Here is a 24,731-nt window from a genome sequence, read left to right as displayed (position 1 = left end):
GCACAGGTTAAGCACTGAGTTACTCACAAATACACCCCTGCAGATCATATTTTTACTAAGTAAATTATAAAGTTATGCACTAGCCATTAGCGATAATGAAGGGTTTAATTAGTATAGATCTGATCTGTAGTAAGTACAGATCAGATCTATGCTAACTCGAACTAAGCTTATCCACAGGGGTTTAAAATTTTTATCTAATTTGTCGTGTAAAATATAAAAAAAAACACTTTGTAATGGACAAAATTATTATTTAGTTAGTAAAAATTTGGCTTATCAACACTCAGTTAGTAAAAATGTGATCTGAAAACCGCTGTTTTAAGTTTTCCTTAGTAAAATACTGATCTGAGCATTTTATTTGAAGTCAGATCACTTTTATACTAACTTAAACATTTAACTTTTGTGGCTTTATGTGTTGTTATTAGCTGTCACAATAAAAACGGAAATAAAAACCATGAGCCGAAAGGTCAACATCTCGGTAGATAACTTGCCCGATACACTTAGGGGCCAAATTCACGGGGTGGAAAGTGCAATCGATAACGAAAGCCTAGCACTATTTACAGATAATAAAGATGTGCGAATTTCGATAGAAAATGCAGCCCATGGGTTACGTGCTTACTCTAACACATTTAACCATTATGATCTGTGGGGACGTTTTGTTCGCTCAGGTCACAAAAAACTGCCACTTGAAGAAGCCCCTAAAAAAACCATCATTACTCGTAAGATATCTGAAAAAGTAGATGGTATTTTATATGACGGCGAAATAAAAATAACACCGGCTGTGGTCAGTACTCGTAAAGATGGCGAAGATGTAGAATATTTGGTGTGGCCATCAGATAGAGAAGAAAAAGTAGAGCGCGCACTAATTCGCCTAGCTTCGAAAGGTAAAATTGTAAAAATTAATTTTAAGTCCGGTATTCAATATGCCGTTGTGTTTTCTATGAACGAATTAGCACAAGAGCTTAAAGCGGTTGGCCAATCTATGCCATATCCGCAAATTAAAGAGTCGCTTGAAGCATTGCAAGGTTCTAAACTTTCTTTTAAATATTCTGCAACGGATACTAAAAATTCTGATATTGATGATTCGTTTTACGAGTCGAACATGAATTTTTTATCGTCTTTGCACTTTAGTGGTAAGAAAGGCCAAGGCGGAAACGTAAAATGTGTTGCGTGTTTAAATGCATTTGTACATAACATGATTGATAACCTTGAATACAAAGGTTATTACTTTAATAGTGCACAAGAATTAAAACGCGGATTATCGCGTTGGATGATGCTACGTTTATATCATTTATGGCGTTATGCAGCACCAGGAAAAACCTACCATTTTAGATTACTTTCTATTATGGAAAAATATGGCTCTATTTACTCAACGGATGATATTACCGAAAATAAATTAAAAGCACTGCGTCGTGATATGACAACCACGATGAAAGATTTAATTGAAAAAGGAGCAATATCTGAATACAGCATTACCAATGTTAAAGATGATAAAACCGGCAACATAGTCGATTACACTTATGAAATGCATCCGTCTGATCAATTTTGTGATGAGATATTGGCATTAAATAAACACAATAAGCGTATTGAAATACAAGGCGGCAAACGCATTGTTGAAAATGCGGTTTTGATTGATGAAGATAAGCTGGAAGAAATTGTAGAAAAGTAATTCTATTCATTTTTACCAACAAAGTATATTAAAGGCCGCATTATGTGGCCTTTTTAACATAATTTATTTAGCTACTTGTTCTAAATATAATCGGTCTACTAGAAAATCATATTCGCGTTTTCGTGGATGCGATAAGGGTTTTTGGTAACTTGGTAGTTCGCCAAATTTTACATCGGGCTGTGGGTTAATTAGTATAAAAGGTAAAGCAGCACTAACATGATAGCGATTTTGTGCAGTGTACCTCACATTAACTTGAGGACTAACTCGAGTAGGGCGCCTAATTCGCAATTTTTCTTTTTCACCCAAACTGGCTACTCGAACCTGTTCTTGTGCAACCAGTGACTGCCATTTTTGTTGATCAATCATCCGCGGGTTTTTATAGCCTGCCGATTTTTCTAACATTTCTAGCGCCATCTTTTTTGTAAGTGTTTTGGTTGCGTGTTTATGCATCCAAGTAAAGCGAACAGAAAAAGGGGATTCAATTTCACTATGAATTTTACGATACGCCGCAAGCGTTATTAAATTTGGCATTGCATTATGCACCGCTTCAAATCGCGCGTCGTTATTATCTATCGCTAAAATACAATTTTTAAAAGCTGCTTTTGCACTATTTACCTGTGCTATGCGATCAACAATGGCTTGTTTATTCGCTTCTTGTATTACTAGCAAACCAGGGTGTCGCTTTAATACTCTGCTGCTTAGCCCTGGCTTTTTATACATATCTGAGAAAGCATTTAAAATTGCCTTATGCGCCAATTCCCCTGTTATTTTTGAAACGTTTATAGACTCAGGGATTATATTTTCTTCAGTACTACTAATCTCAGGTAATTGAAAATACTCTGCTTTAGCAAAGCCAACCTCTTTAAGCTCATCAATTAAGCTAAGTGTTAATTCATTGAGTAAATCAAACTGACTTCTTATTTGTACTTTTGTAACCATTAGCTATTCAACTAGAACACATCATACATACCCAGTATTTTCGCAAATAACCTTTTCCTTTGACAGTCCTTTATTAAAATAATACTCATTTGCTAAGTTATTTTTAGGATTCAATTAAGTATGATGTGTTCTTTAAGTACTTCCCATCACGAACTTTAAAGGAAGTAATAGAAGGGGGTAAGTTAGATCACACAGCTTTGTGTGCAGCGCTAGCATATATATTTAAAAGCGCATAATTGAGTAGCATTATTGTTTAAAATCATCCGTAAAGTTAAGATTACATTAGGGCAAATTAAGTATGATGTGTTCTGAATGCTATGTGTATCACCATCGCTTAGCTGTTAAGCTTCTACTCAAGCCATTATAATGCACACTCTACCTACTTAGATTATTGTTTTTAAATGTTTATTTGTTTTTACTTTATAAACTTGCTCATCAAAAGTAACTCAAAATAGCCTCTTAAATCTTATTAAAATTTAACTAATAACTAAATAATTGGTAAATAGTGTATTTAGTCCTTGAACAAAGCACACTGCATACGTTAATTTCATTACATCAGGTAATAGGAATGAGGAATGAACATGCAATCGTGGAACCCAAATAGCTGGAGAGAACTGCCAATACTGCAGCAACCACAGTACCCAGATCAAGACGTATTAAAGTCGGTAGAAAGCCAACTCAAAAGTGCACCGCCTTTAGTATTTGCCGAAGAAACAAGAAGTTTATTTAAACAACTTGAAGACGTATGCGAAGGCCGTGCCTTTTTACTCCAAGGTGGAGATTGCGCAGAATCGTTTAGCGACTTTAATGCCGCTAATATTCGCGATACATTTAAAACCATCTTACAAATGGCTGTAGTACTTACCTATGGTGGAAAGTGCCCGGTTGTTAAAATTGCACGTATGGCAGGTCAATACGCTAAGCCACGTTCGGCCGACTTAGAAACAATAGACGGCGTTTCGTTGCCATCTTATCGTGGTGATATAGTAAATAACTTTGAGTTTACTGAAGAAGCGCGTATTCCAGACCCTCAACGTTTAATGACTGCATATCATCACAGTGCGGCAACGCTAAATTTGCTTCGTGCTTTTGCACAAGGTGGACTTGCCGACTTACATCAAGTTAACCGTTGGAACATGGGCTTTGTTGCTGCTAATCCGCAAAAAGCAAAATACCAACAACTTGCAGACAAAATTCAAGACGCGCTAGAATTTATGGAAGTGTGTGGTATTAATTCAACTATAGCGCCAAGCTTAAAAGAAACGGATTTATACACGTCACACGAAGCGTTATTACTAGGCTACGAAGAAGCATTAACACGTAGAGACCATTTATCAGGTGACTGGTACGATTGTTCTGCACACTTTGTTTGGATTGGTGAACGTACTCGCCAGTTAGACCATGCCCATATTGAATTTTTTAAAGGTATTAAAAACCCAATTGGCGTTAAAGTTGGCCCGGGTATGGACCCAGACGAACTTATCCGTTTAATCGATGCGCTTAACCCGGATAATATCCCAGGCCGATTAACACTTATCACGCGAATGGGTGCGGATGTATTACCAGAGAAGCTGCCTGCGCTAGTGCGTAAAGTACAGCAAGAAGGTCGCAAAGTTATTTGGAGCTCAGATCCAATGCATGGCAATACTGAAAAAGCCAGCTCAGGTTACAAAACGCGTAGCTTTGATAATATTATGCGCGAAATTAGCCAATTCTTTGCTGTTCATAAAGCAGAAGGTTCTTACGCAGGCGGTGTTCATTTAGAAATGACCGGCCAACATGTAACAGAATGTACCGGCGGTGCATACGGTTTATCTGACGATGACCTTGCTCAGCGCTACAAAACACAATGTGACCCACGCTTAAATGCTGATCAAGTATTAGAGCTTGGCTTTTTAGTAGCCGATTTGCTAAAAGATGCGCGTAAATAATACCCGCTCATAAATAACAAAAGCCGCTTTAATTTAGCGGCTTTTTTATGTATTAGCTTTAAATAAAGCGTAAGTTTGTTAGTACTTACGACGCTCAAGCCCTGTATCAGAAATGATTTTTGCTGAAATTTCTTCAACAGAATGATGAGTAGAATTTAAATGTGCAATTTTATGTTTTTTATACAGCATTTCTACTTCTCTTACTTCAATACGACACTGCCTAATTGATGCGTATTTTGAGTTAGCCATGCGTCTGTCTCTTATTGCAGCCAATCGCTCTGGATCAATGGTTAAGCCAAACAGTTTATGCTTATAAGGCACTAAGCATTTTGGTAAACCTTCGCTTTCTAAGTCGTCTTCGGTTATCGGGTAGTTGGCTGCTTTAATGCCATACTGCAACGCTAAATAAAGACTAGTGGGTGTTTTACCACTTCGACTAACGCCAACCAAAATAATGTCAGCCTCCGCAAAGTTTTTAATGTTGCCACCATCATCATTCATCAACGCATAATTAACAGCATCAATTCTAAAATCATAACTTTTTTCATGAATAGAGTGTGTTCTGTGTACTTTTGGTACTGGCGCTACATTTAATTCTTTTTCAATTTTTTCACTATAGGTACTTAAAAAGTCGTATGAAACTGCATCCGCTGAGCGAATAATCTCAGACAACTTATGGTTCACAAAAGTAAAAAACACCAAAGGCTTTTCACCTTGCTTAGATGACGTGGCGTTAATAAGCGCTTTTATTTCATGCGCTTTTTCTTCAGTTTCTACAAAAGGGATTGTTTTATGATTAAATTCGACAGGAAATAAAGATAAAGTCGCATGACCAAACACTTCAGATGTGATTGCTGTGCCATCTGAAATATAAAATGCAGTTCTCATAAAGCCTCTTTTTTATTACATTTAATTTTAAAATCAGTGTATCACGGTTTACGTGGGGACGTTTGCCAGTGTAGAATGGTGGCGACCTTTATAAAAGGTTTTCTTTCTTAACTCTCACAGTTACTACTACAATTTGTTTTTTGGAGAAAGATCCGTGCAAGAATACGTTCTCTGGTATCAAGAGCTTGGTATGCAAGATGTTCCTCGAGTTGGCGGTAAAAATGCCTCACTTGGTGAAATGATTTCAAACTTAGCTAACGCAGGTGTGCAAGTCCCAGGTGGTTTTGCTACTACCTCAGACGCTTTTAACGAGTTTTTAGAACAATCAGGACTCAACGCAAAAATTCATGACATTTTAGATACACTCGATGTTGATGATGTAAACACACTCGCCAAAGTCGGCGCCGATATCCGCCAGTGGATTATCGACACCCCATTCCAACCTAGTCTAGATAAAGCAATCCGCGACGCATACAGCCAGCTACATGGCGACACAACTGCAGATGTTTCATTCGCTGTTCGTTCATCAGCAACCGCTGAAGATATGCCAGATGCCTCTTTTGCAGGCCAACAAGAAACGTTTTTAAACGTTGTTGGTATTGATTCTGTAATGACAGCCATCAAACACGTATTTGCTTCGTTATTTAACGACCGTGCGATTTCTTATCGTGTTCACCAAGGCTACGATCACCGTGGTGTTGCGTTATCAGCGGGTATTCAACGCATGGTTCGCTCAGATAAATCATCATCAGGCGTTATGTTCAGTATTGATACTGAATCTGGTTTTGAAGATGTTGTATTTATTACATCAAGCTATGGTTTGGGTGAAATGGTTGTACAGGGCGCAGTAAACCCTGATGAATTTTATGTTCATAAACCAACGCTACTTAAAAATAAGCCAGCTGTAGTACGTCGTAACATTGGCTCTAAAGCCATTCAAATGATTTACTCTCAAGACAAAGCTCATGGCAAACAAGTAGAAATTGTTGACGTAGACTCTGCACTTTCAAACAAATTTTCGATTACAGATGAAGAAGTGCAAGATCTTGCCAAACAAGCTGTAATCATTGAAAAGCATTACGGTCGTCCAATGGACATCGAATGGGCAAAAGATGGTAACGATGGCAAACTATATATAGTTCAAGCGCGTCCAGAAACTGTTCGCTCAAACGAAGACACAAACGTAATGGAACGCTTCCAACTAAATGGCAGCAGCAATGTTGTTGTTGAAGGCCGTGCAATTGGTCATAAAATTGGTAGTGGTGTTGTACGTGTACTTGATTCAATCAAAGAGATGGACCAAGTACAAGTAGGTGACATTTTAGTTACCGACATGACAGACCCAGACTGGGAACCTATTATGAAACGCGCGGCTGCGATTGTTACAAATCGTGGTGGTCGTACATGTCATGCTGCAATCATTGCACGTGAGTTAGGTATTCCAGCCGTTGTTGGTTGTGGTAATGCAACAGACTTAATTAAAGCAGGTCAAGAAGTTACTGTATCATGTGCCGAAGGCGATACAGGTTTCATCTACGAAGGTATTTTAGACTTTGAAGTACTTACTTCACGTGTTGACGAAATGCCTGAACTTCCAATGAAAGTGATGATGAACGTAGGTAACCCAGATCGCGCATTCGATTTTGCACGTTTACCACATTCAGGTGTTGGCCTTGCGCGCGTTGAGTTTATCATCAACCGTATGATTGGCGTTCACCCTAAAGCGTTATTAAATTTTGATGCACAAACAGATGCATTAAAAGCAGAAATCACAGACATGATTGCCGGTTACGAATCACCTGTTGAATTCTACATCGGTAAACTAGTTGAAGGTATTTCTACCTTAGGTTGTGCGTTTGCACCAGAGCGTGTAATTGTTCGTATGTCTGATTTTAAATCAAACGAATATGCTAACTTAGTGGGCGGCCAGCAATACGAGCCAGAAGAAGAAAACCCAATGATTGGTTTCCGTGGCGCTGCACGTTATATCTCTGAAGACTTCCGTGATTGTTTTGCACTTGAGTGTGAAGCTATAAAACGCGTAAGAAACAGCATGGATATGACCAACATCGAAATCATGATCCCATTCGTACGTACCCTTGAAGAAGGTAAACGCGTTATTGAATTACTTGAAGAACATGGCCTTAAACGTGGCGAAAATGGTCTTAAAGTAATCATGATGTGTGAGCTTCCGTCAAATGCATTAATGGCAGAAGAATTCTTAGAATACTTCGATGGTTTCTCTATCGGTTCTAACGATTTAACACAGTTAACGCTTGGTCTTGATCGCGACTCAGGTTTAATTGCTCACCTATTTGATGAGCGTGATCCTGCAATCAAAAAGCTACTTTCTATGGCTATTAAAACAGCCAAAGAAAAAGGTAAATATGTAGGTATTTGTGGTCAAGGTCCTTCAGATCATGAAGACTTTGCAGCATGGTTAGTAGAGCAGGGCATTGACTCTGTTTCGCTAAACCCAGATACAGTACTAGAAACATGGTTATACTTAGCAGACAAACTTGCTAAGTAAGTTACCTCGTTAAAAAATGCCAGCAACTGCTGGCATTTTTTATGACTAAAAATTAATTTTTTGCTAATTTTTTATCTAAATAGGCACATGAACGAGTCAGTGCTTTTTGACACCAAGTTAAATACCCTCTTGCTTTAGGGTAATACATAGAAAAGCAGAATAAGCCTGCAATAAAAAATATTAACGATGGCCCTGGCACTACAGCAAACAATAATCCGAGTAAAATAAACAGTGTTCCGCTGATCTGCATTAGTAGTTTTTTCATATAAACCTCATAGTAGGCGTCTAACTTGATTATAATTGCAGCTGCTCATATATCGATAAAAAGAGTGTTACAAACTGTAAAATCTTCAATTTCTATTAGCCATCGCCATGATATAATTACACAAATGCATTAATAAGCGCCGCCATGATAGCAACTATTACACAACAAGATGCCGCGACCGAGCTTGTCGCAAATTATTTAAATACTATAAAAAATCAAGGGTTTACTGGAGATACAGACGCAAGTTATGCAACCAGACTTACAGCATCAACTGATAACAGTATTTACCAGCAGCTTCCGCAAGGTGTTATTTTTCCTAAAAGCGAAAAAGACATTCAAGTTGCTCTGCAAATAGCATCGCAAGACCCTTTTTTATCGTTAACTTTTGGTCCTCGCGGTGGCGGCACAGGAACAAATGGTCAATCTTTAACGCCTGGTATTGTGGTTGATTTATCACGTTATATGCGTGAAATCCTCGAGATAAATGTTGAAGAAGGTTGGGTACGAGTTCAAACCGGTGTGATAAAAGATCAACTTAACGACTTTTTAAAACCGTATGGATTTTTCTTTTCACCCGATTTATCTACTAGTAACCGCGCCACTATTGGCGGCATGATCAGTACTGATGCATCGGGGCAAGGCTCCTTAGTTTATGGCAAAACCAGCGACCATGTTTTAGGGCTAACCACCTATTTAGTTGATGGCACTGCAATGTCTACCAGTCCAATAGACATTGAAAAAGCAAAAATAATTGCCGATCAGGAATCCTTAATTGGCAAACTCTACAAAACAGTATTAGACATATCACTTAATGAACGCGACGCTATATTAGCCAAATTTCCACGGTTAAATAGATTTTTAACCGGTTATGACCTAGAGCATGTGCTAAGTGAAGACTTACAAACTTTTGATATGAGCCGCTTAATAACCGGATCAGAAGGCTCTTTAGGCATAGTTACTGAAGCAAAATTAAACCTAACACCTATCGCAGAATTTAAAACCCTCATAAATATAAAATATGACAGTTTTGATTCTGCACTTCGCCATTCACCATTTTTGGTTGATGCCCGTGCTACCTCGGTTGAAACCGTTGACAGCAAAGTATTAAATCTCGCGCGTGAAGATATTATTTGGCATTCAGTATCGGACTTAATAACCGATGTACCAAATAAAGATATGCAAGGACTCAACATGGTTGAGTTTAATGCTGTATCACCACAAGACATAAAAGACAAAGTAGACACGTTATGTAAATTATTAGATGAGTGCGTTGAAAATCAAACTAATGGGGTTATTGGCTATCAGTTAACCAGCGATAAAAGCGATATACTAAAAATTTATGCAATGCGTAAAAAGTCAGTGGGTTTATTAGGTAATGTAAAAGGAAGCCAAAAGCCCCTCGCGTTTGCCGAAGATACCGCCGTACCGCCTGAAAATTTAGCCGATTATATTGTCGAATTTAGAGCATTACTCGACAGCTATAATTTACAATATGGTATGTTTGGCCATGTTGATGCCGGTGTATTACATGTTAGACCGGCGCTTGATATGTGCGACCCAGAACAAGAAAAATTACTACGTACAATTTCAGATGAGGTAGTAAAACTCACCGCAAAATACGGTGGATTAATGTGGGGCGAGCATGGCAAAGGATACCGAAGTGAATACGGCCCTGAATTTTTTGGTGAGCATTTATTTACTCAATTACGAAAAATAAAGTCAGCTTTTGACCCTAATAATAAAATAAACCCCGGTAAAATATGTACGCCTATTGAAAGTAAAGACTCACTAGTTAGTGTTGATGGGCAGAAACGTTCTTACTTCGATAAGCAAATTTCTATTGATGTTAAAACCAGTTTTAACAATGCAATGACCTGTAATGGTAATGGCTTGTGTTTTAATTATGATGAAAACTCGCCAATGTGCCCATCTTATAAAGTGACCGGCGATCGTCGTAACTCACCTAAAGGTCGCGCGGGTTTAATGCGTGAATGGTTACGTCTTCAAGAGTCAAAAGATGTTAACTTGCTTGAAGTAGAAAAAGAGCTAAACAAAGGTGAAGTGATCACCTGGTGGGAACGCTTTGTTCATAGCCGTGAAAAAAATAAAGGCGTTTACGATTTTTCTCACGAAGTTAAAGCCTCAATGGACGAATGTTTAGCGTGTAAAGCCTGTACTACCGCTTGCCCAATTAAAGTAGATGTGCCAACTTTTCGTGCTCGTTTTTTAAATTATTACCATAGTTATTATGCGCGCCCACTGAAAGATTATTTAGTGGGTAATATCGAAAATAGCGCACCGTTAATGGCAAAGTTTGCTAGGATTATTAACCCAATTGTAAAAACATCATTGGTTAGTAGCATTATTAAAAAAACGGTCGGTTATGTTGATACCCCGCAGCTAAGTATTCCGGCACTCGGTAAACGTCTAAACAAAGCGCAAAAATTCGATTTAGATTTACTTAAAAAGTTAAGTGCCGATGAACAAAATGATTATGTACTCATTGTTCAAGACCCATTTACCAGCTTTTACGAAGCAGAATTGGTTGAGAGCTTTATTACACTGATCACGCAGCTTGGAAAAAAACCCATGTTGTTACCATTTAAACCCAATGGTAAGCCTCAACATGTGAAAGGTTTTTTACATGAGTTTAAAGTGACAGCTAAAAATGCTGCAGAATTTCTAAATCAACTTAACGAAATCAATGCGCCATTAGTAGGTTTAGATGCGTCTTTAGTGATGTGTTATCGCGATGAATATAATACAATTTTAGAAAATAACCGTGGTGATTTTCATGTGCTACTTGCCCATGAATGGCTAGAAACACAATCGTTTAAACAGTTAACGGCTAAACAAAATTTAAATACTGAATTTACATTATTGAGCCACTGCACTGAAACAACCGCTTTACCAAAAGCGGCAAGTGTTTGGAAAACTATTTTTGATGAACTTGGTTTAACATTAAACACTACAAATACGGGTTGTTGTGGAATGGCAGGTACGTATGGCCACGAAGCACAAAACCAAGATAACTCTCGATCGCTTTACGATATGAGTTGGAAACCTATTGTTGATAAATATAAACCTGAGCAACTTTTATCAACGGGATTCTCATGTCGTAGCCAAGTTAAACGTTTTGAAAAGTTTAAACCCAAGCATCCAATAGAGTTACTGGCAAATGTACTTAGTTAATAATTTAATTAAGTAAGCTGAAAATAAAAAGGCGTAACTTATTATTAAGTACGCCTTTTTATTTTGCGTATATTTATTTAGTTTTTTTAGCAAAACTATCTGCTATAGGTTTTGTACTAATACCGTGAACAAACACACTAAATAAAATTGTTGTCATGGCAATGGTCGCAATTTGAAATTTGTTTTCTATTTGTGTGTCTATTACCATTAAGGTAAAAACAATTGAGGCCAATCCTCTTGGCCCAAACCAAGCAAATGTAAAACGCTCTTTAATTGTTAGTGCTGTAAATTGCAATGACAGCATAACCGGTATTATTCTAATTAAAGTCGTACTTAATAATGCATACGTTATTATCGCTAAATTTAATTTAGGTAAAACTAAATAAGCACATACAAATCCAAACAAACACCAGATCATTAAAGAAGTAAAGTCAGCAATATGCTCTGAGTCTTCTATCAACTCTTTGCTTATTTTAGTAGTGGCGTATTTATCAAATAATAAACCCGCAACAAACACCGCAATAAATCCACTGCCATGAAAATATTGCGTAATCGAAAACACCGCCATAGCAAAACCTAATAATAAAAAAGGACTCGTGTTTTGCGCAAAGTAATGGCGCTTCATTGCAAAATTTAAACACGGAATAAAAATAGCGGTACTTGTAAAGGCAATTAATAAGGCTAAACCAAGTTCTCTGCCAAACACACTTAATGTTTGCGTTGCTGTGATTGCAGATTCAGGATTTTTTGCCAGTAATATAAATATTAAAAAAATAGGAACACATAAACCATCATTCAAACCACTTTCGGTATTTATTCCTTCACGAATTTTTTCAGGTACCTGCGTACTTGCCAATAACCCTTTACTCAACGCCGCATCGGTAGGCGTTAATATTATTGCAAGTAACGCCGCTTGAATAACAGATAAATCGGCAAACAAAAATAACCCAACGGCAATCCCAAGTAATAACGTTAAGGGGAGGGCGATAAATAACAGTAAACTTGGATACTGAAAGCTATGTCTTAAAACACTTAATTTTGACTTAGCCGCATCAGAAAATAAAAAAATACTGAGTGTCAATTCTATAAAGGGCAGTAAAAAATCTATGCCGGTTTTTATTCTGCTACTTTCGTTAGGTAAAAGTGTGGCAAGCAATATCCCACCAATTACAAAAAACATTGGCCCCGTTACTTCGGTTTTTTCTAGTTGGCGAAATGTTAAGGAATAAACTAAAAATAAAACGCCAATAAATGAGATCACTAAGTATTCCATTAAATTTTCCTTTTAATTCCAGATTTAGCCCGCTCTTTTATATTTGTTTGAATATAAATTTGATCGGTTGTAGCAATTTTTGCATGGCCTAAATCTTCAGATAAATGTTTTAAAGGGCGAGTTTGCGCGTCATGCGTTGCCCCCGTATGGCGTAGCCAATGCGCAGTGGCCGCTTCTAATTGTTCCGCGTCATCTTTAAATCCATCATCAAGTAAAGATTGTTGCGCAATATCGAAACTTTGTTGTACCAATCTGCGAATTTGTCTTACGGTCATTCCACCCTGACCACGAATTTTATGAACTAGCGGGTCTGACTCATCAACGCGGGGCAGAGCAGGCAAGCCTCGATACAAGCGATAACGTTTTAAATACTCAAGAAAATCATCACTTAATGTTACATCGCGTAATTTATTTCCTTTGCCCATTATTCGTAAAAACCAAAAGCCATCATTATCTTGCCAAAAATGAGACATAACAGGTGACCATTGTGGTCGCTCTGATAATTCTGAAATTCGAAGGTAGAGTCCTTTTAAACAGGCGAGGGTAAATAAGTTTCTTTCATACTCTGGTTTTTTTTCGCATATATCTCGGGTAACGCCAAATACATATTCCCATTGAATATCACTTAATGTATCAGGGATTTGTATTTGCGATTGCACAACCAAGTAGGGACTATTTTTTTTAACAACAGGTACAAAATTAGCAAAGGTTTTTTCTTCTAAAATAGCGAATTTATAAAATACATTAAGTGCAGTAAACATTGCGGATAATGTTTGCTGACTCGCAATAGATTCTTTTTGCATAAAAGGGCGCCAATTTTGGTTTAACCTACGTACTCCTTGCTCATCTTTATAGCGCCACTGCACCGAAGTTGATGCCCACTTTTTATCCGGCTCGACCATAAAATCAACATACGCCTCAATATCTTCACGCTTTAAATCGAATACTGATTTTTCAGCTATAAGCCATGACCACAAATAAAATCGTTCTAATTCATTGCGAAAACGACTATAAGTTGCTTCTGATTTTCGGCCATAAACATATAAAAACTGGTATAAAAAGTTAAGATCGGCCTTTGATTCAGTTACAGTCAAGCTGACTTGCTGTATAAAAGAGGCTAGTTCTGGATATTCTGATTGGAGTGTATTATCTTCAAGGTGAGCTATTTGATAACGTAATTGTTTTAATGTATCGACCAGAGCAACAAGCATAATAGTAAAATATATAAGAAAATAATAGACTTATAGATTAACCTTAAAGTCCGATACTGTCTAGTATTGGACATAACGAAATTTTGATATTTATGCTAAATGCAGATTTATTAACCATATACCTTATTAAAGGAAAAATCATGAAAAAATTACTTCTGTTGAGCATGTTAGTTATTAGCGTTTTATTAACCGGTTGCGCTACTACAGGCAGTGCTTCTCCTGGAGAAAAACGTGCTTTAGTACAAAGTATGAAATCGAATACATTAACTGCTCTATACGAAAAAAAACCAGATGTTAAAACTCAAATTGCAAACTCTGCCGGTTATGCTGTATTTGATAATGCCAACGTGAACGTTATTTTAGCCAGTTTTGGTGGTGGGTACGGTGTAGTAAAAAATAACCTAACCGGAAAATCTACCTATATGAATATGGGCGAAGCTGGTTTAGGCTTAGGTTTAGGTGTTAAAGATTTCAATATTGTGATGGTTTTTCACGATCAAGCTGCGTTAAATAGATTTATTAAACATGGTTGGGCGTTCGGTGGTAATGCCGATGCTGCTGCAAAATACCAAGATAAAGGTGGTGCTTTAGTTGCCGAAGCTATTGCTGACCAAGTTACTGTTTACTCTTTAACCGAAAGTGGCCTTGCACTGCAAGCTGTTTTAAAAGGCACTAAATTTTGGGTAGATTCTGAGCTAAACTAAGCTATCAAAACCCTCTCATAAGTGGGCTAGTTTGTATGATTACGCCCACTTTAATTTAAATTACGCAATTTAACATAACGTAATTTATGGGTGGTTAAGCTTTGCAATTATAATTTAATTATTACGTGTTACAATAAGACTGATTACTGAATTTTCAATTATAAGTCGATCTAACTAATTACTTAAATTTTTAATTACTTCTGAAATTTTAATTTTAGGAACTCTATGCATTCAAAAGATATTGTCGAAACTGCTGTTGAAGATTTATATAAAGAGCTATTAAAAAATGGCTCTGATAGTTCTTTTACAAAATCAGAATTAAATGACTTTTCATCCCAAGCTAGTCAAAACTTGTTAAAAGCAATTAATTTCTTTTTTGTTGGTGATTCTCTAGTTAACTTTAATTCTTCTCAGCTCTCTAACTTCAATAAAAAACATAAAGATATTTGGCAATTACAAATTGCTTTGCTTGAAAGGTATGTATCATTTACCTGTTGGTTGAGTGAAGTTAATGCTTCATCATTTAATCCAGAAAAAAACTATGAAAAAGAAATTGTTCTAACTACAGTCTTACTTAATCTTCACGCAAGAGCATGTTTAGTTTCAAAAGAAATCTTAGCCCTATTAAATAATGGCTTTGCTGACGCAGCGATTTCTAGGTGGAGAACTTTATACGAAGTATCTACTACATTAATGTTTATAAAAGATAATGGTGAAAAATGCGCAATTCAATTTTATGACCACAATATAGTTGATAAATTTAACTCTAGCAAAATCCTTTTAGAAATGAAAAATAAGTATCCAAATAGATTGGCTAATACCACTATAGACATGGATAACTTTAAAGAACTAGAGATAAGAGTTGACGAATTAAAACTTAAATATAGTAAAGACTTTGTTACCGATTATGGTTGGGTAGTTGGGTTTATTGATTATAAAGGCCGGCCACCTGGGTTCAGAGCAATTGAAAAGTCTGTAGGTATTGACCAATTACAGCCATATGCAAAATTAGCTAATCAAAATTTACACTCTAGTTCACAAAGTATGTTCTATAGTTTATCAGCAAAGGGAAATGATCAATTTCTCAATATTGGTAATAATCATATAGGACTTGAAACACCAATAGATTGTACTGTTCTTATTTTGGAAATGATAAATAAAACTTTATTAAATCATTTTAAAGGAATCGATAATACGATTTCAATTGCTGTCTTATCTTATTATTTTAATAAAATAAGAGAATCTCTACAGGATTATAAATAATTAACCCTTACAAGGGCTCAACTCGTTGATAAAAAGTGCTTATCGCCCTTTTTCCAATTCTTATGTACCGTAAATTTAATAACTAATATGATAATATATCATACCTAGTGTTGTTTAATTTATTATCAAACGCTTCAGCTAATTTCTCCGTTTCACTAAACACGGTATTCCAATATTTAATCCGGGTGTCTGTATCAAGATTGGTAAAGTCGTTTCTATCTGGGATTTTTCCGTAAGGTAAACCCGCGACAAATTCTTTTGATGGGGTGATCATCACAACGTTATCATAATTTTGTGGTGCGACTTTTCGTTTTAAATTTTTATCAAACCACCCTGCTTTTGGATCTGAATTAAAATGCGGATACAAAATTAAGCCTGGGTTATTAATTTTTAAATCAAAGTGGTAATCAATAATGCCGCCATCGCGGTAAATTCCTGGTGGCGAACCAGCAATATTTTTTATGCCTTGCATCACTAGTGGTATAGAGCCCGATGCAAGTAAGGCATCTTTTAAATTAGTTTGGCTAAGGACTATGTTTTGCGTTTTAAAATTGTAACTGTCGGTAATACTTAAATTACTATTGGGCGCGCCAAAAATAAAACGCTCATATTGCGAGCCTAATAATTTTCGATTAATGCGGTTAAGCATATAACTTTTTGATAAACCTAAAAGCTGTATTAATTTATGCTCACTGGCAATAAACCCGTTAGATTTTGCGACAATAAAATGCGCTTTAAATACCGGATTATTTATAATTTCAGTGACACCGTTATCACCAAACACATCTTCAAGTAATCCGCGGGCTTTAGTGGTAATTTCAGTTGGGGTGGGTTTATTACTAGAATATCGGGTTTGCGAATACGATTTTGCTAAACGTTCAATGGCTTTAACTGGATCGTTTTGTGCAAAACACGCAGAACGAAAAGCCCCTGCCGATGAGCCAATTAAATTAAGCGGTTGGGTGCGATGTTTAAAAAATTCGCCAAATATATATTTGTCTAAGCCAAATAAGGTAAACCATTTAGGGCCACCACTTGCCCCTAAAAACGAGGTAAAAAGCTCGGGTTTAAACCCTTGTTCGTTTATTATTTTTGCTGCAGTTTTACCTGCAAAAATGTCGATCATCTAAAAATACTACCTGTAGAGTCGCAGTTTAATGTTGTTAAAGCCAAACTTAAAAATGAATACTTATGCAATATAAAACTTTTAAACTTTAATCTTAATCCCAAATTCCGTCTTCACATTTGCCCTGCACTTTTACGTTTTTTACCTTAAATTCAGGCTCTATGCCTTTGTCTCTTTGTGCGTGGTAGTCGTTAGTAACAGACAAAATAGTTGGCGTTAACAGTATAATAGCGATTACGTTCACCACTGTCATTAACCCTAGGGCAATATCGGCTAAATCCCATACTTGTTTTAATGTGGCAGATGCACCCCACAACATCATTGATAAATAAAGCAAAGTATAAATACCGCGCCCTACTTTGTTATCGAGCTTAAATAAGTGGAGGTTACTTTCGGCGTAGGCGTAGTTAGCAACCACCGAGGTAAAAGCAAATAAAGTAATGGCAGCGGCTACAAAATACACGCCGCCTTGCGCTAAGTGTGAGGTCATAGCGCTTTGTGTTAAGCGTATGCCTTCCATTTCACCGCTTATATCTACATCGGCCAATAAAATAATAACCGCGGTACAACTGCACAATACGATGGTATCGAAAAACACCCCTAACATTTGTATGTAGCCTTGTGTCGCTGGGTGGTTTGGCATTGGACTGGCACTAGCCGATGCATGCGGCACACTTCCCGCGCCAGCCTCATTAGAATATAAACCGCGTTGTATACCATTTTTAATGGCTGCACCCATGGCGCCTGCACCAGCTTCTTGTAAGCCAAACGCTGATAAAAATATATCTTTAAGCATGGCAGGTACTTGGGTGAAGTTAATCAGTGTAATTACTACAGCAACAAGCACAAACACGATGCCCATAACAGGCACTACTCGCTCGGCGAATCGGGCAATGGCTTTAAAGCCACCTAAAATAATAGAGCCTGCTAAAAGTGTGATCACAACACCTGAGTAAAAAGTGGGTATTTCAAATGCGTAATTTAGTGCATCAGTAATGGTGTTGGTTTGCATGGCGCTAAAGGTAAAGCCGTAACCTAAAAATAAACAGGCGGCAAACACAATAGCAAACGCACGGCTGCCTAAGCCTTGTTGAATATAATACGCAGGGCCACCTCTAAAATCGCCATTACTATCACGAATTTTATAAATTTGCCCAAGAATACTTTCTGCAAAACCGGTCGCCATACCCAGTATGGCAATCACCCACATCCAAAATATGGCGCCACTTCCACCAAGTGATATAGCAACAGCCACTCCCGCTAAATTACCAGTACCTACACGCGCACAAAGCCCCGTACATAACGCCTGAAAGGAGCTAATGTTATTTTTATCACACTTACTGCTGCCTTTTAGCAAGCTAAACATATGTGTAAATTTAACGAGTTGAATAGCTTTTAAGCGGACAGAAAACCATATGCCAGCAAAAAGTAAAATGTAAATGAGTACTTGGCCTTCGCCCCATAAAAGGCTATTTACACTTTTGATCAGCGTGTCGAACATCAGGCTTCCTATTTATTATTATTTGCCACGGTATTAATTTAGCGACGTGAGTGTTTAAGTTTAGTAGAGACTTAGCCACTTTATAATAAAGTCAATTAGATGTGAATTATTTTTCTTTATTGGTGAATATAAATTCACTCAGCAAACTAACTTATATTACAGTGTAATTGCTGATGTAAAAAGAATGTTTTAGAAAGGAATTTGTCGCGTGCTTTAATAACCGTTAGCGCATTATTTTCGAGGTAAAAAACCGAATATTTATCACGGCTAAATGACTGCCATGAGAACACAGTAAATGCTGATTTATTATCTTGCTGCTGATAAACAAACAGCTACGCTATGTAGCTGTGTTTATAATCATCCTGATCTGGGTGATGGTTTTTTAAGTAGTTATGGCCTGCTGCTAAACCAAGTTTATAGTCAAATCGTAAGTCATCATTTGAGCTGCCTAATAACTTACTATAAAGCTTTTGATTTGCAAAAATTTGAATTATTTCTACATCTTTTGGTGGGTTAGCAATAAATGCTAACTCATCTTCGTAGGCTTGCTCATGCTGTAATAAGTAGTCTATTGTTTTTGGGCAATAGCCAGATACTTCAACAAATGATTTTAATTTACTTATCCATGCTGATTGAGCCTGAAAGGCTTCATCAACGGTGCGTATAACCACAATTTTGCGTGCGCCACGATTATAGGCTTCGCGTACAGGAAGCGGTGCGGCAAGGCCACCGTCTAAGTAAAAATCAGACTCTGACTGTATCTCGGTCTTACCTAATTCATTTGCGGCTAATGCGTTTAACCACGGCGTAAGTCTTACACCTTGCTTATATAAAAATGGCAGTGCACTTGACGCTTTTAATAGCTCTCGCCATTGTTGGCCTTCCCCTGTTGGGGATAAAAAATAAGGTTTGCGATCACGGGCATTGGTTGCCGTAATTAATAGCTCACGGTCACCTAAACTGGCTTTTGCGGTTTTAAAATCAAGCGCTCTGTTCACTTCGGTAGTTTTATCAAAGTACCAATCTAGGTCAACAATATGTTTACCCATTAAGCCGCGACCTAATTGAAAAAAACGTTTATGACGCGAAAGGCCTCTGATCAGGCGTTTAGCATAGCCCTTTTGACGCGCCAAATAGCTCGTTAAGTTTTGAGAGCCTGCAGATGTGCCAATAAATAAGTCAAACGGATCATACTCTTGCTCTAACCAGGCATCGAGTACACCCGCGGTAAATATCCCTCGTTGTCCGCCACCTTCTGCTATCAGCGCTACTTTTGGTTGCACTGAGTTATTGCATGAATGGGGTGTCGTACTATTTTGAGATTTCACGCTTTACCTTCCTATTTATTTAGCTGAATTGTGTTGCATACCCTTATAATAATCGTTCAATATCCATAATTAAAATTGATTGTTTAAATCAGTTCTATTGAAAAAATAGAACAAGCTTTTTCATTGCCACTTTTTAAAATAATACAAAATGGCCACGACTCAATTAACTTTAATCTGTTTAATACCATAACAAGCGTAGAGTGTACGCTTGCTTAACCAATTGCTTATCCATGTTTTATTTGCATTAAAATTTCAAGCGCTTTATGGCGTTTTTCATTATTAAATAAGTCGTTGGTGAATATAAGCTCATCAACCCCTAATTGATTTACGATCATCTCTAACTTGTGTTTAATACTGGCTGGCCCACCGGTAACACTTAACCCTAAAAAGCTCTCAACATGAGCGCGCTCTTGTTCGCTCCACAAACCTTCCATTGTTTCTACTGGGGGTTTTAACCACAACTCGTCGCCTCTAATTAACGACAGTACCCGCTGTTTTGAAGTGGTTGATAGATATTGTGCTTCTTCATCTGTATCGGCAGCCACTAAAGGTAATGCCAACATGACATAAGGCTTAGCTAATGCATTTGATGGTTTAAATTCTCGTTTATACAAGGCTATTGCATCATGTACAAAACGCGGTGCAAAGTGCCCCGCAAATACATAGGGTAATCCTTTTTGTGCAGCTAACTGCGCACTAAATAAACTTGAACCTAAAAGCCAAATGGGAACATTGGTGTTTTCACCAGGTATTGCTCGCACGCGCTTAGTTCCCTCATAAGGGCCCAATAATGTTTGTAACTCGCTCACTTCATTAGGAAAGTTTTCAGCACGACTGATATCGTTATTTAATGCACGACTTGTCACAGGATCGCTACCTGGGGCGCGCCCTAACCCTAAATCAATTCGACCTGGGTATAAACTTTCTAAGGTGCCAAATTGCTCAGCAACAACTAAAGGAGCATGATTAGGCAACATAATTCCACCCGATCCTACGCGTATTTTTTTAGTGTTTCCGGCTATATGCCCCACCAAAATTGAAGTAGCCGCACAAACAATCCCAGGCATATTATGATGCTCGGCTAACCAAAAACGGTTAAAACCGAGTTCCTCGGCTTTTTGTGCGTAGGCTGTACTTTTATTTAAGGTGTCACTCACAGTGGCACCTTTAGGCATAGGCGCCAGTTCTAATAACGAAAAAGGAATGGTTGATAACAAAGTAGCACCTCCAAATTAAATAGCGATTTATAGCGCTAGCCATAAATAATGAGTCTACGCTAAGAGATGGGTGTGTATGACAGTCAATTCAAGGCGCCTTGCCTTTTAAAAGCTAAATAGCGATGTGATTGAACAACAATTAAGTTAACTATTTTTAGCCGCAGCGTGTTGACGCTTTAGTTTATAAGCTTCTGAATCAAGCCCTTTTTTCCAATAGCCCGATGCAACAATTTGACTGCGCGGTATAGCTAATTCATCAGTTAATATAGTTTTTGCTTTACGGACTAAGCCAGCCTCAAGTGCCATAAATACAATAGGTTGTTGCTCACTAAGTGGTAGCGATTTTAATGCGTTTATCATATCTGTATCGGGGTTATTTGTTATTAACCAAGTTACATCACGCGAGGAGTCTAAGCTAATCACATCATCTTTTGTTGGTGCATGAATAATCGCGTCAATTTTTGCGTTTATAGGCAATTGTTGCACGTAGCCTTTAATTGCATTAACCGAAGTTAAATCGCCAAGTAATAGATAATATGAATGATCATAGTTATCCAACTTTTTAGGGCCTGGCCCTGCTATACCCACTTCCTCGCCTACTTTTGCTTCTTTAGCCCAATTAGTGGCTGGGCCTTGGTGCATATTTATCACAAAGTCGAGGGTAAGTGCACCAGTGTGCTCATCAACATGTCTTATAGTGTATGAACGCATACACGTAGTTTTAATATTAAAGTCAACGCGGCCATTTTGTGGAATAAGCACCTTAACGTAGTTACCAATGTATTGGGCACTCAGGTCGTTAAACTCATCTGAGCCGACAATAATGCGTTGTAAATGTGGGGTTATTTGCTTTGTGCTTAATACGGTTGCTTTGCGTACTTTTTTACCCATATAAATTTACCTCACTAAAATGATGAATTGCACAACGCCCCATTGGTTGATAAAATCAACTATAGCAATTTAATTGACTTTGTCAACCATTATGGATTTATTATGAACTCTTCATTGGCCAATACATTATTTGCTTTAATGCAAAATTATCGCGTTACCATACGCGAAGCCATTAATGCAGGTGAGCTTGGATTAAACGCGATGCATGTGCGTTGTCTGCATATTATTGCAGCGACACCTCAGTGCACTGCTAACGATATTGTGAATCAAACCCAACGCGACAAAGCCCAAATAGCACGATTAGTGAAAGAACTGCTCGCGCTAAACTTAATTCATAAAAATGCCAGTGAGCATGACAAGCGTTGTTTTATTCTGTCGTTTACCGCACAAGGGTGCACGCTTTACGACAAATTATTAAACGCTGAGCAGCATGTAAATGCGCAAATGTGTAAAAACTTAAACCCACAGCAAATCAATGACTTCTTAGATACAGCTCAGCAAATGATCAAAAATATGGATTGATCGCAGATCCATTACTTGGCATAACTTATATAAAACGCATATACTGTACACTTATACAGTATATGCGTTTTAGGTTGTGTTATGTTTGTTATTCCCATTTATATAGAGGCCGGTGTATGCGGATTTGAGTCACCTGCAGCACAATATACAGAGCTTGGCGTTTCACTTGATGAGTTATTAATAAAGCACCCTGATGCCACGTTTATTGGGATAGCGTCTGGGTGCTCTATGCAAGAAATTGGTATTTTTGAGGGCGACTTACTGTTGGTTGACCGCGCTGAAATACCAAAAGATGGCGATGTTATTGTGGCTAACTTAAATGGTTTATTTGTATGTAAGCTGCTTGATAAGACCAATGCACGCTTGCTATCAGCCTCTTCTGCTTATAAGCCGGTGCAATTGACTGAGTCAGATGAGTTTCAGCTTGAAGGTGTGGTAACTCGCTCTATTAGGCTGCATCGCCAAAGCCCTGAGTTACTTTCATGTATGCCTTAGTTGATGCCGTTGCTTTTTATGCCAGTGCAGAAAAAGTATTTGATCCGGCTATTCGCTCAAAACCTGTGGTGGTGCTTACCAATAACGACGGTTGTGTGTGTGCGGTCTGCCCAATTGCGCGTAAGCTTAATATTCCTAAATTTGGCCCTTACTTTAAAGTTAAGCAGTTACTAGAACAAAACAATGTGGTTGTACGCTCTAGTAACTATGAACTATACGCTAATTTAAGCGACCGGATGATGAGTGTAATTGGCCGCTTTTGTGACACCCAGCATGTTTACAGTATCGATGAATCGTTTTTACACTTTAATGGTTATCAACCTTTAATTAACGATTGGCAAGCATATGGGCAACTAATTAGGCGTACTGTATGGCGCGAAACCAAACTCCCTGTTGGGGTTGGCTTTGGGCCAACACCGACCTTAGCCAAAGCCGCTAACCATGCAGCTAAAAAACTAACTAGCTTTAATGGTGTTGCAGTGATTGACGATGAAGTAAGTCGCCGCACTATTTTGCAACGAATGCACTGCCAAGATGTTTGGGGGGTGGGCAAACGTTTAGCTAAAAAGCTGGCTCTCATGGACATTCATACCGCGTGGCAACTGGCTGAGCAAAGCCCAAAAACAATTCGCCGCCAATTTAGTGTGGTGCTTGAGCGCACAATTAACGAGCTCAACGGCATTACCTGTTTAAACTGGGATGATGTACGCCAAGATAAACAAGCTATTTTTTCAACTCGTAGTTTTGGTCAGCGACTTTGCGACCCCGATGCAGTTAAAACCGCCCTAATAAATCATGCTAGTGTAGTTGCACAAAAATTAAGAGCGCAACAGTCGCTAACTCATCGTATTTATATTTTTGCTGCCAGCTCATCACATGAACACGCCTTTTATAAAAAGTCGGTTATGCATCAATTTGATCCGCCTACTAACGATACTCGCGTTATGGCCAATGCGGTATCAAAGAGTTTTGAGCAAATATATCAACCGGGAATTCGATTTTATAAATGTGGTGTGGGCGCATTAGAGCTCAGCCCGCAGCAGTTTCAACAACATCATTTATTTGATAAGCAAACCGATAACCCGCAGTTAATGGGCTGCTTAGATGCGATAAATCATAGATACGGTAAAGGAATGCTTAGCGTGGCGAGCAGCCAATTAAATGATCATTGGCATATGAACAGGGCTTTTTTATCGCCGCAATACACGACTCGTTGGCGTGATATTCCAAAAATAAAATGCGATTTATAGACGCTTTAATTCAAACTTACATTGAACATTAGCATTTTTAATCGAATATTCTAACTGTGTGTCAGAAACAAAATTTAGCGTGCGGCTAACATCTAATGTATCGCTATTATTGTCACACCTGTCTTGGCGCAAATCCATTGTTAAACCAATATTCGTATATTTAAACTTAGTAGTCACTAGGCAAAAATCAGGGACTTTATTAGTTTGTGTTCCATTATGTAAATCAATAAAAGAAATTAAACTACCAAGTCTAAAACCCAAATCGGTATTATTTCTATCGAGCCACATTAATGAACCTGAATCACAATAGCGAGCATCGCCTGAAATTAATTCATAATCGCCAACTTTACTATTAAACAAGCTAACAAACTTAGTTTTGTTACTAGGTAAAATCGTTTTAGCAAAAGACTGATTAGCAAAAAACAAACAACCAATACACAATAGAACTTTATAATTCTTCATTAAAAAAACCTAACGAGTCACAATATAATTAGCTTAACACATTAAGCCTACTTACTTATTTTAAAATTTATGCAAAA

20 protein-coding genes are annotated in these 24,731 nt (G+C 37.7%); 9 read left to right on the top strand and 11 right to left on the bottom strand.

Translation table 11 applies throughout. The features are described from left to right. Window positions 1-451 precede the first annotated feature (451 nt). On the top strand, window positions 452-1,666 hold the full coding sequence (locus tag BM380_RS14625; protein WP_013463357.1) for a hypothetical protein: 1,215 nt from the start codon (window positions 452-454) through the stop codon (window positions 1,664-1,666). Window positions 1,667-1,729: 63 nt separating this feature from the next. On the opposite strand, the gene BM380_RS14620 is transcribed toward BM380_RS14625, so the two are convergent. Continuing rightward, window positions 1,730-2,605: a DNA replication terminus site-binding protein gene (locus BM380_RS14620; RefSeq protein WP_090494974.1), complete on the bottom strand. Its 876-nt coding sequence runs from the start codon at window positions 2,603-2,605 to the stop codon at window positions 1,730-1,732. Between the two features lie 581 nt (window positions 2,606-3,186). On the opposite strand from BM380_RS14620, the gene BM380_RS14615 reads away from it, so the two are divergent. Beyond that, a complete protein-coding gene (locus BM380_RS14615; protein WP_024602472.1) occupies window positions 3,187-4,536 on the top strand; it encodes a class II 3-deoxy-7-phosphoheptulonate synthase in 1,350 nt (449 codons plus the stop codon). A 78-nt stretch (window positions 4,537-4,614) separates the two neighbouring features. On the opposite strand, the gene BM380_RS14610 is transcribed toward BM380_RS14615, so the two are convergent. Further along, window positions 4,615-5,424, bottom strand: coding sequence for a posphoenolpyruvate synthetase regulatory kinase/phosphorylase PpsR (locus BM380_RS14610; protein WP_008464475.1), 810 nt, complete (start codon window positions 5,422-5,424; stop codon window positions 4,615-4,617). 154 nt (window positions 5,425-5,578) lie between these two features. On the opposite strand from BM380_RS14610, the gene ppsA reads away from it, so the two are divergent. Continuing rightward, window positions 5,579-7,954 (top strand): phosphoenolpyruvate synthase, encoded by a 2,376-nt coding sequence (gene ppsA, locus BM380_RS14605; RefSeq protein ID WP_090494972.1) that lies wholly within the window; start codon window positions 5,579-5,581, stop codon window positions 7,952-7,954. Window positions 7,955-8,006: 52 nt separating this feature from the next. Here the strand turns inward: ppsA and BM380_RS14600 are convergent, their stop codons facing one another. Beyond that, on the bottom strand, window positions 8,007-8,219 hold the full coding sequence (locus tag BM380_RS14600) for a PGPGW domain-containing protein (protein WP_008108725.1): 213 nt from the start codon (window positions 8,217-8,219) through the stop codon (window positions 8,007-8,009). A gap of 144 nt (window positions 8,220-8,363) precedes the next feature. Here BM380_RS14600 and BM380_RS14595 point away from each other — a divergent pair, with 144 nt between their 5' ends. Continuing rightward, window positions 8,364-11,411, top strand: coding sequence for a D-2-hydroxyglutarate dehydrogenase YdiJ (locus BM380_RS14595; protein WP_090494971.1), 3,048 nt, complete (start codon window positions 8,364-8,366; stop codon window positions 11,409-11,411). 73 nt (window positions 11,412-11,484) lie between these two features. Here the strand turns inward: BM380_RS14595 and BM380_RS14590 are convergent, their stop codons facing one another. Together BM380_RS14590 and BM380_RS14585 are read right to left on the bottom strand one after the other, a co-directional pair. Next, a complete protein-coding gene (locus BM380_RS14590) occupies window positions 11,485-12,684 on the bottom strand; it encodes a cation:proton antiporter (protein WP_090494970.1) in 1,200 nt (399 codons plus the stop codon). Then, window positions 12,684-13,895, bottom strand: a complete 1,212-nt coding sequence (locus BM380_RS14585) for a tyrosine-type recombinase/integrase (RefSeq protein WP_090494968.1) — start codon at window positions 13,893-13,895, stop codon at window positions 12,684-12,686. The genes BM380_RS14590 and BM380_RS14585 overlap by 1 nt, the downstream gene beginning before the upstream one ends. 140 nt (window positions 13,896-14,035) lie before the next feature. Here BM380_RS14585 and BM380_RS14580 point away from each other — a divergent pair, with 140 nt between their 5' ends. Both BM380_RS14580 and BM380_RS14575 read left to right on the top strand, forming a co-directional pair. Beyond that, window positions 14,036-14,599, top strand: coding sequence for a lipid-binding SYLF domain-containing protein (locus tag BM380_RS14580; RefSeq protein WP_008108715.1), 564 nt, complete (start codon window positions 14,036-14,038; stop codon window positions 14,597-14,599). Window positions 14,600-14,824: 225 nt separating this feature from the next. Then, a complete protein-coding gene (locus tag BM380_RS14575; RefSeq protein ID WP_090494966.1) occupies window positions 14,825-15,862 on the top strand; it encodes a DUF5677 domain-containing protein in 1,038 nt (345 codons plus the stop codon). A gap of 82 nt (window positions 15,863-15,944) precedes the next feature. Here the strand turns inward: BM380_RS14575 and BM380_RS14570 are convergent, their stop codons facing one another. From BM380_RS14570 to BM380_RS14550, 5 genes are all read right to left on the bottom strand, one after another. After that, entirely contained in the window at window positions 15,945-16,988 is a 1,044-nt protein-coding gene (locus tag BM380_RS14570; protein ID WP_090494964.1) for a patatin-like phospholipase family protein, read from the bottom strand. A gap of 94 nt (window positions 16,989-17,082) precedes the next feature. Continuing rightward, window positions 17,083-18,489, bottom strand: coding sequence for an alanine/glycine:cation symporter family protein (locus BM380_RS14565; protein WP_090494963.1), 1,407 nt, complete (start codon window positions 18,487-18,489; stop codon window positions 17,083-17,085). 332 nt (window positions 18,490-18,821) lie between these two features. Further along, entirely contained in the window at window positions 18,822-19,817 is a 996-nt protein-coding gene (locus BM380_RS14560) for a patatin-like phospholipase family protein (protein WP_090494961.1), read from the bottom strand. 224 nt (window positions 19,818-20,041) lie between these two features. After that, window positions 20,042-21,034 (bottom strand): LLM class flavin-dependent oxidoreductase, encoded by a 993-nt coding sequence (locus tag BM380_RS14555; protein WP_090494960.1) that lies wholly within the window; start codon window positions 21,032-21,034, stop codon window positions 20,042-20,044. A 144-nt stretch (window positions 21,035-21,178) separates the two neighbouring features. Next, window positions 21,179-21,925 carry a siderophore-interacting protein gene (locus BM380_RS14550; protein ID WP_090494958.1) on the bottom strand — a complete coding sequence of 249 codons (747 nt, stop codon included), beginning with the start codon at window positions 21,923-21,925 and terminating at the stop codon, window positions 21,179-21,181. Window positions 21,926-22,027: 102 nt separating this feature from the next. Between BM380_RS14550 and BM380_RS14545 the strand changes: the two genes are divergently transcribed. The 3 genes from BM380_RS14545 to BM380_RS14535 all read left to right on the top strand — a co-directional run bounded on the left by BM380_RS14545 (window position 22,028) and on the right by BM380_RS14535 (window position 24,192). Further along, window positions 22,028-22,447 (top strand): MarR family winged helix-turn-helix transcriptional regulator, encoded by a 420-nt coding sequence (locus BM380_RS14545; RefSeq protein ID WP_028834599.1) that lies wholly within the window; start codon window positions 22,028-22,030, stop codon window positions 22,445-22,447. An 81-nt stretch (window positions 22,448-22,528) separates the two neighbouring features. After that, window positions 22,529-22,942, top strand: a complete 414-nt coding sequence (locus BM380_RS14540) for a LexA family protein (RefSeq protein ID WP_013463339.1) — start codon at window positions 22,529-22,531, stop codon at window positions 22,940-22,942. After that, on the top strand, window positions 22,930-24,192 hold the full coding sequence (locus BM380_RS14535; protein WP_090494957.1) for a Y-family DNA polymerase: 1,263 nt from the start codon (window positions 22,930-22,932) through the stop codon (window positions 24,190-24,192). Before BM380_RS14540 ends, BM380_RS14535 begins: the two co-directional genes overlap by 13 nt. On the opposite strand, the gene BM380_RS14530 is transcribed toward BM380_RS14535, so the two are convergent. Continuing rightward, window positions 24,187-24,654, bottom strand: coding sequence for a hypothetical protein (locus tag BM380_RS14530; protein WP_058156080.1), 468 nt, complete (start codon window positions 24,652-24,654; stop codon window positions 24,187-24,189). The genes BM380_RS14535 and BM380_RS14530 overlap by 6 nt on opposite strands. Window positions 24,655-24,731 lie beyond the last annotated feature (77 nt).

Source organism: Pseudoalteromonas sp. DSM 26666, from assembly GCF_900116475.1.
Lineage (GTDB): Bacteria > Pseudomonadota > Gammaproteobacteria > Enterobacterales > Alteromonadaceae > Pseudoalteromonas > Pseudoalteromonas tetraodonis.
Note: the sequence above shows the minus strand (reverse complement) of the source record. Positions and strands in the feature narration are given on the sequence as shown.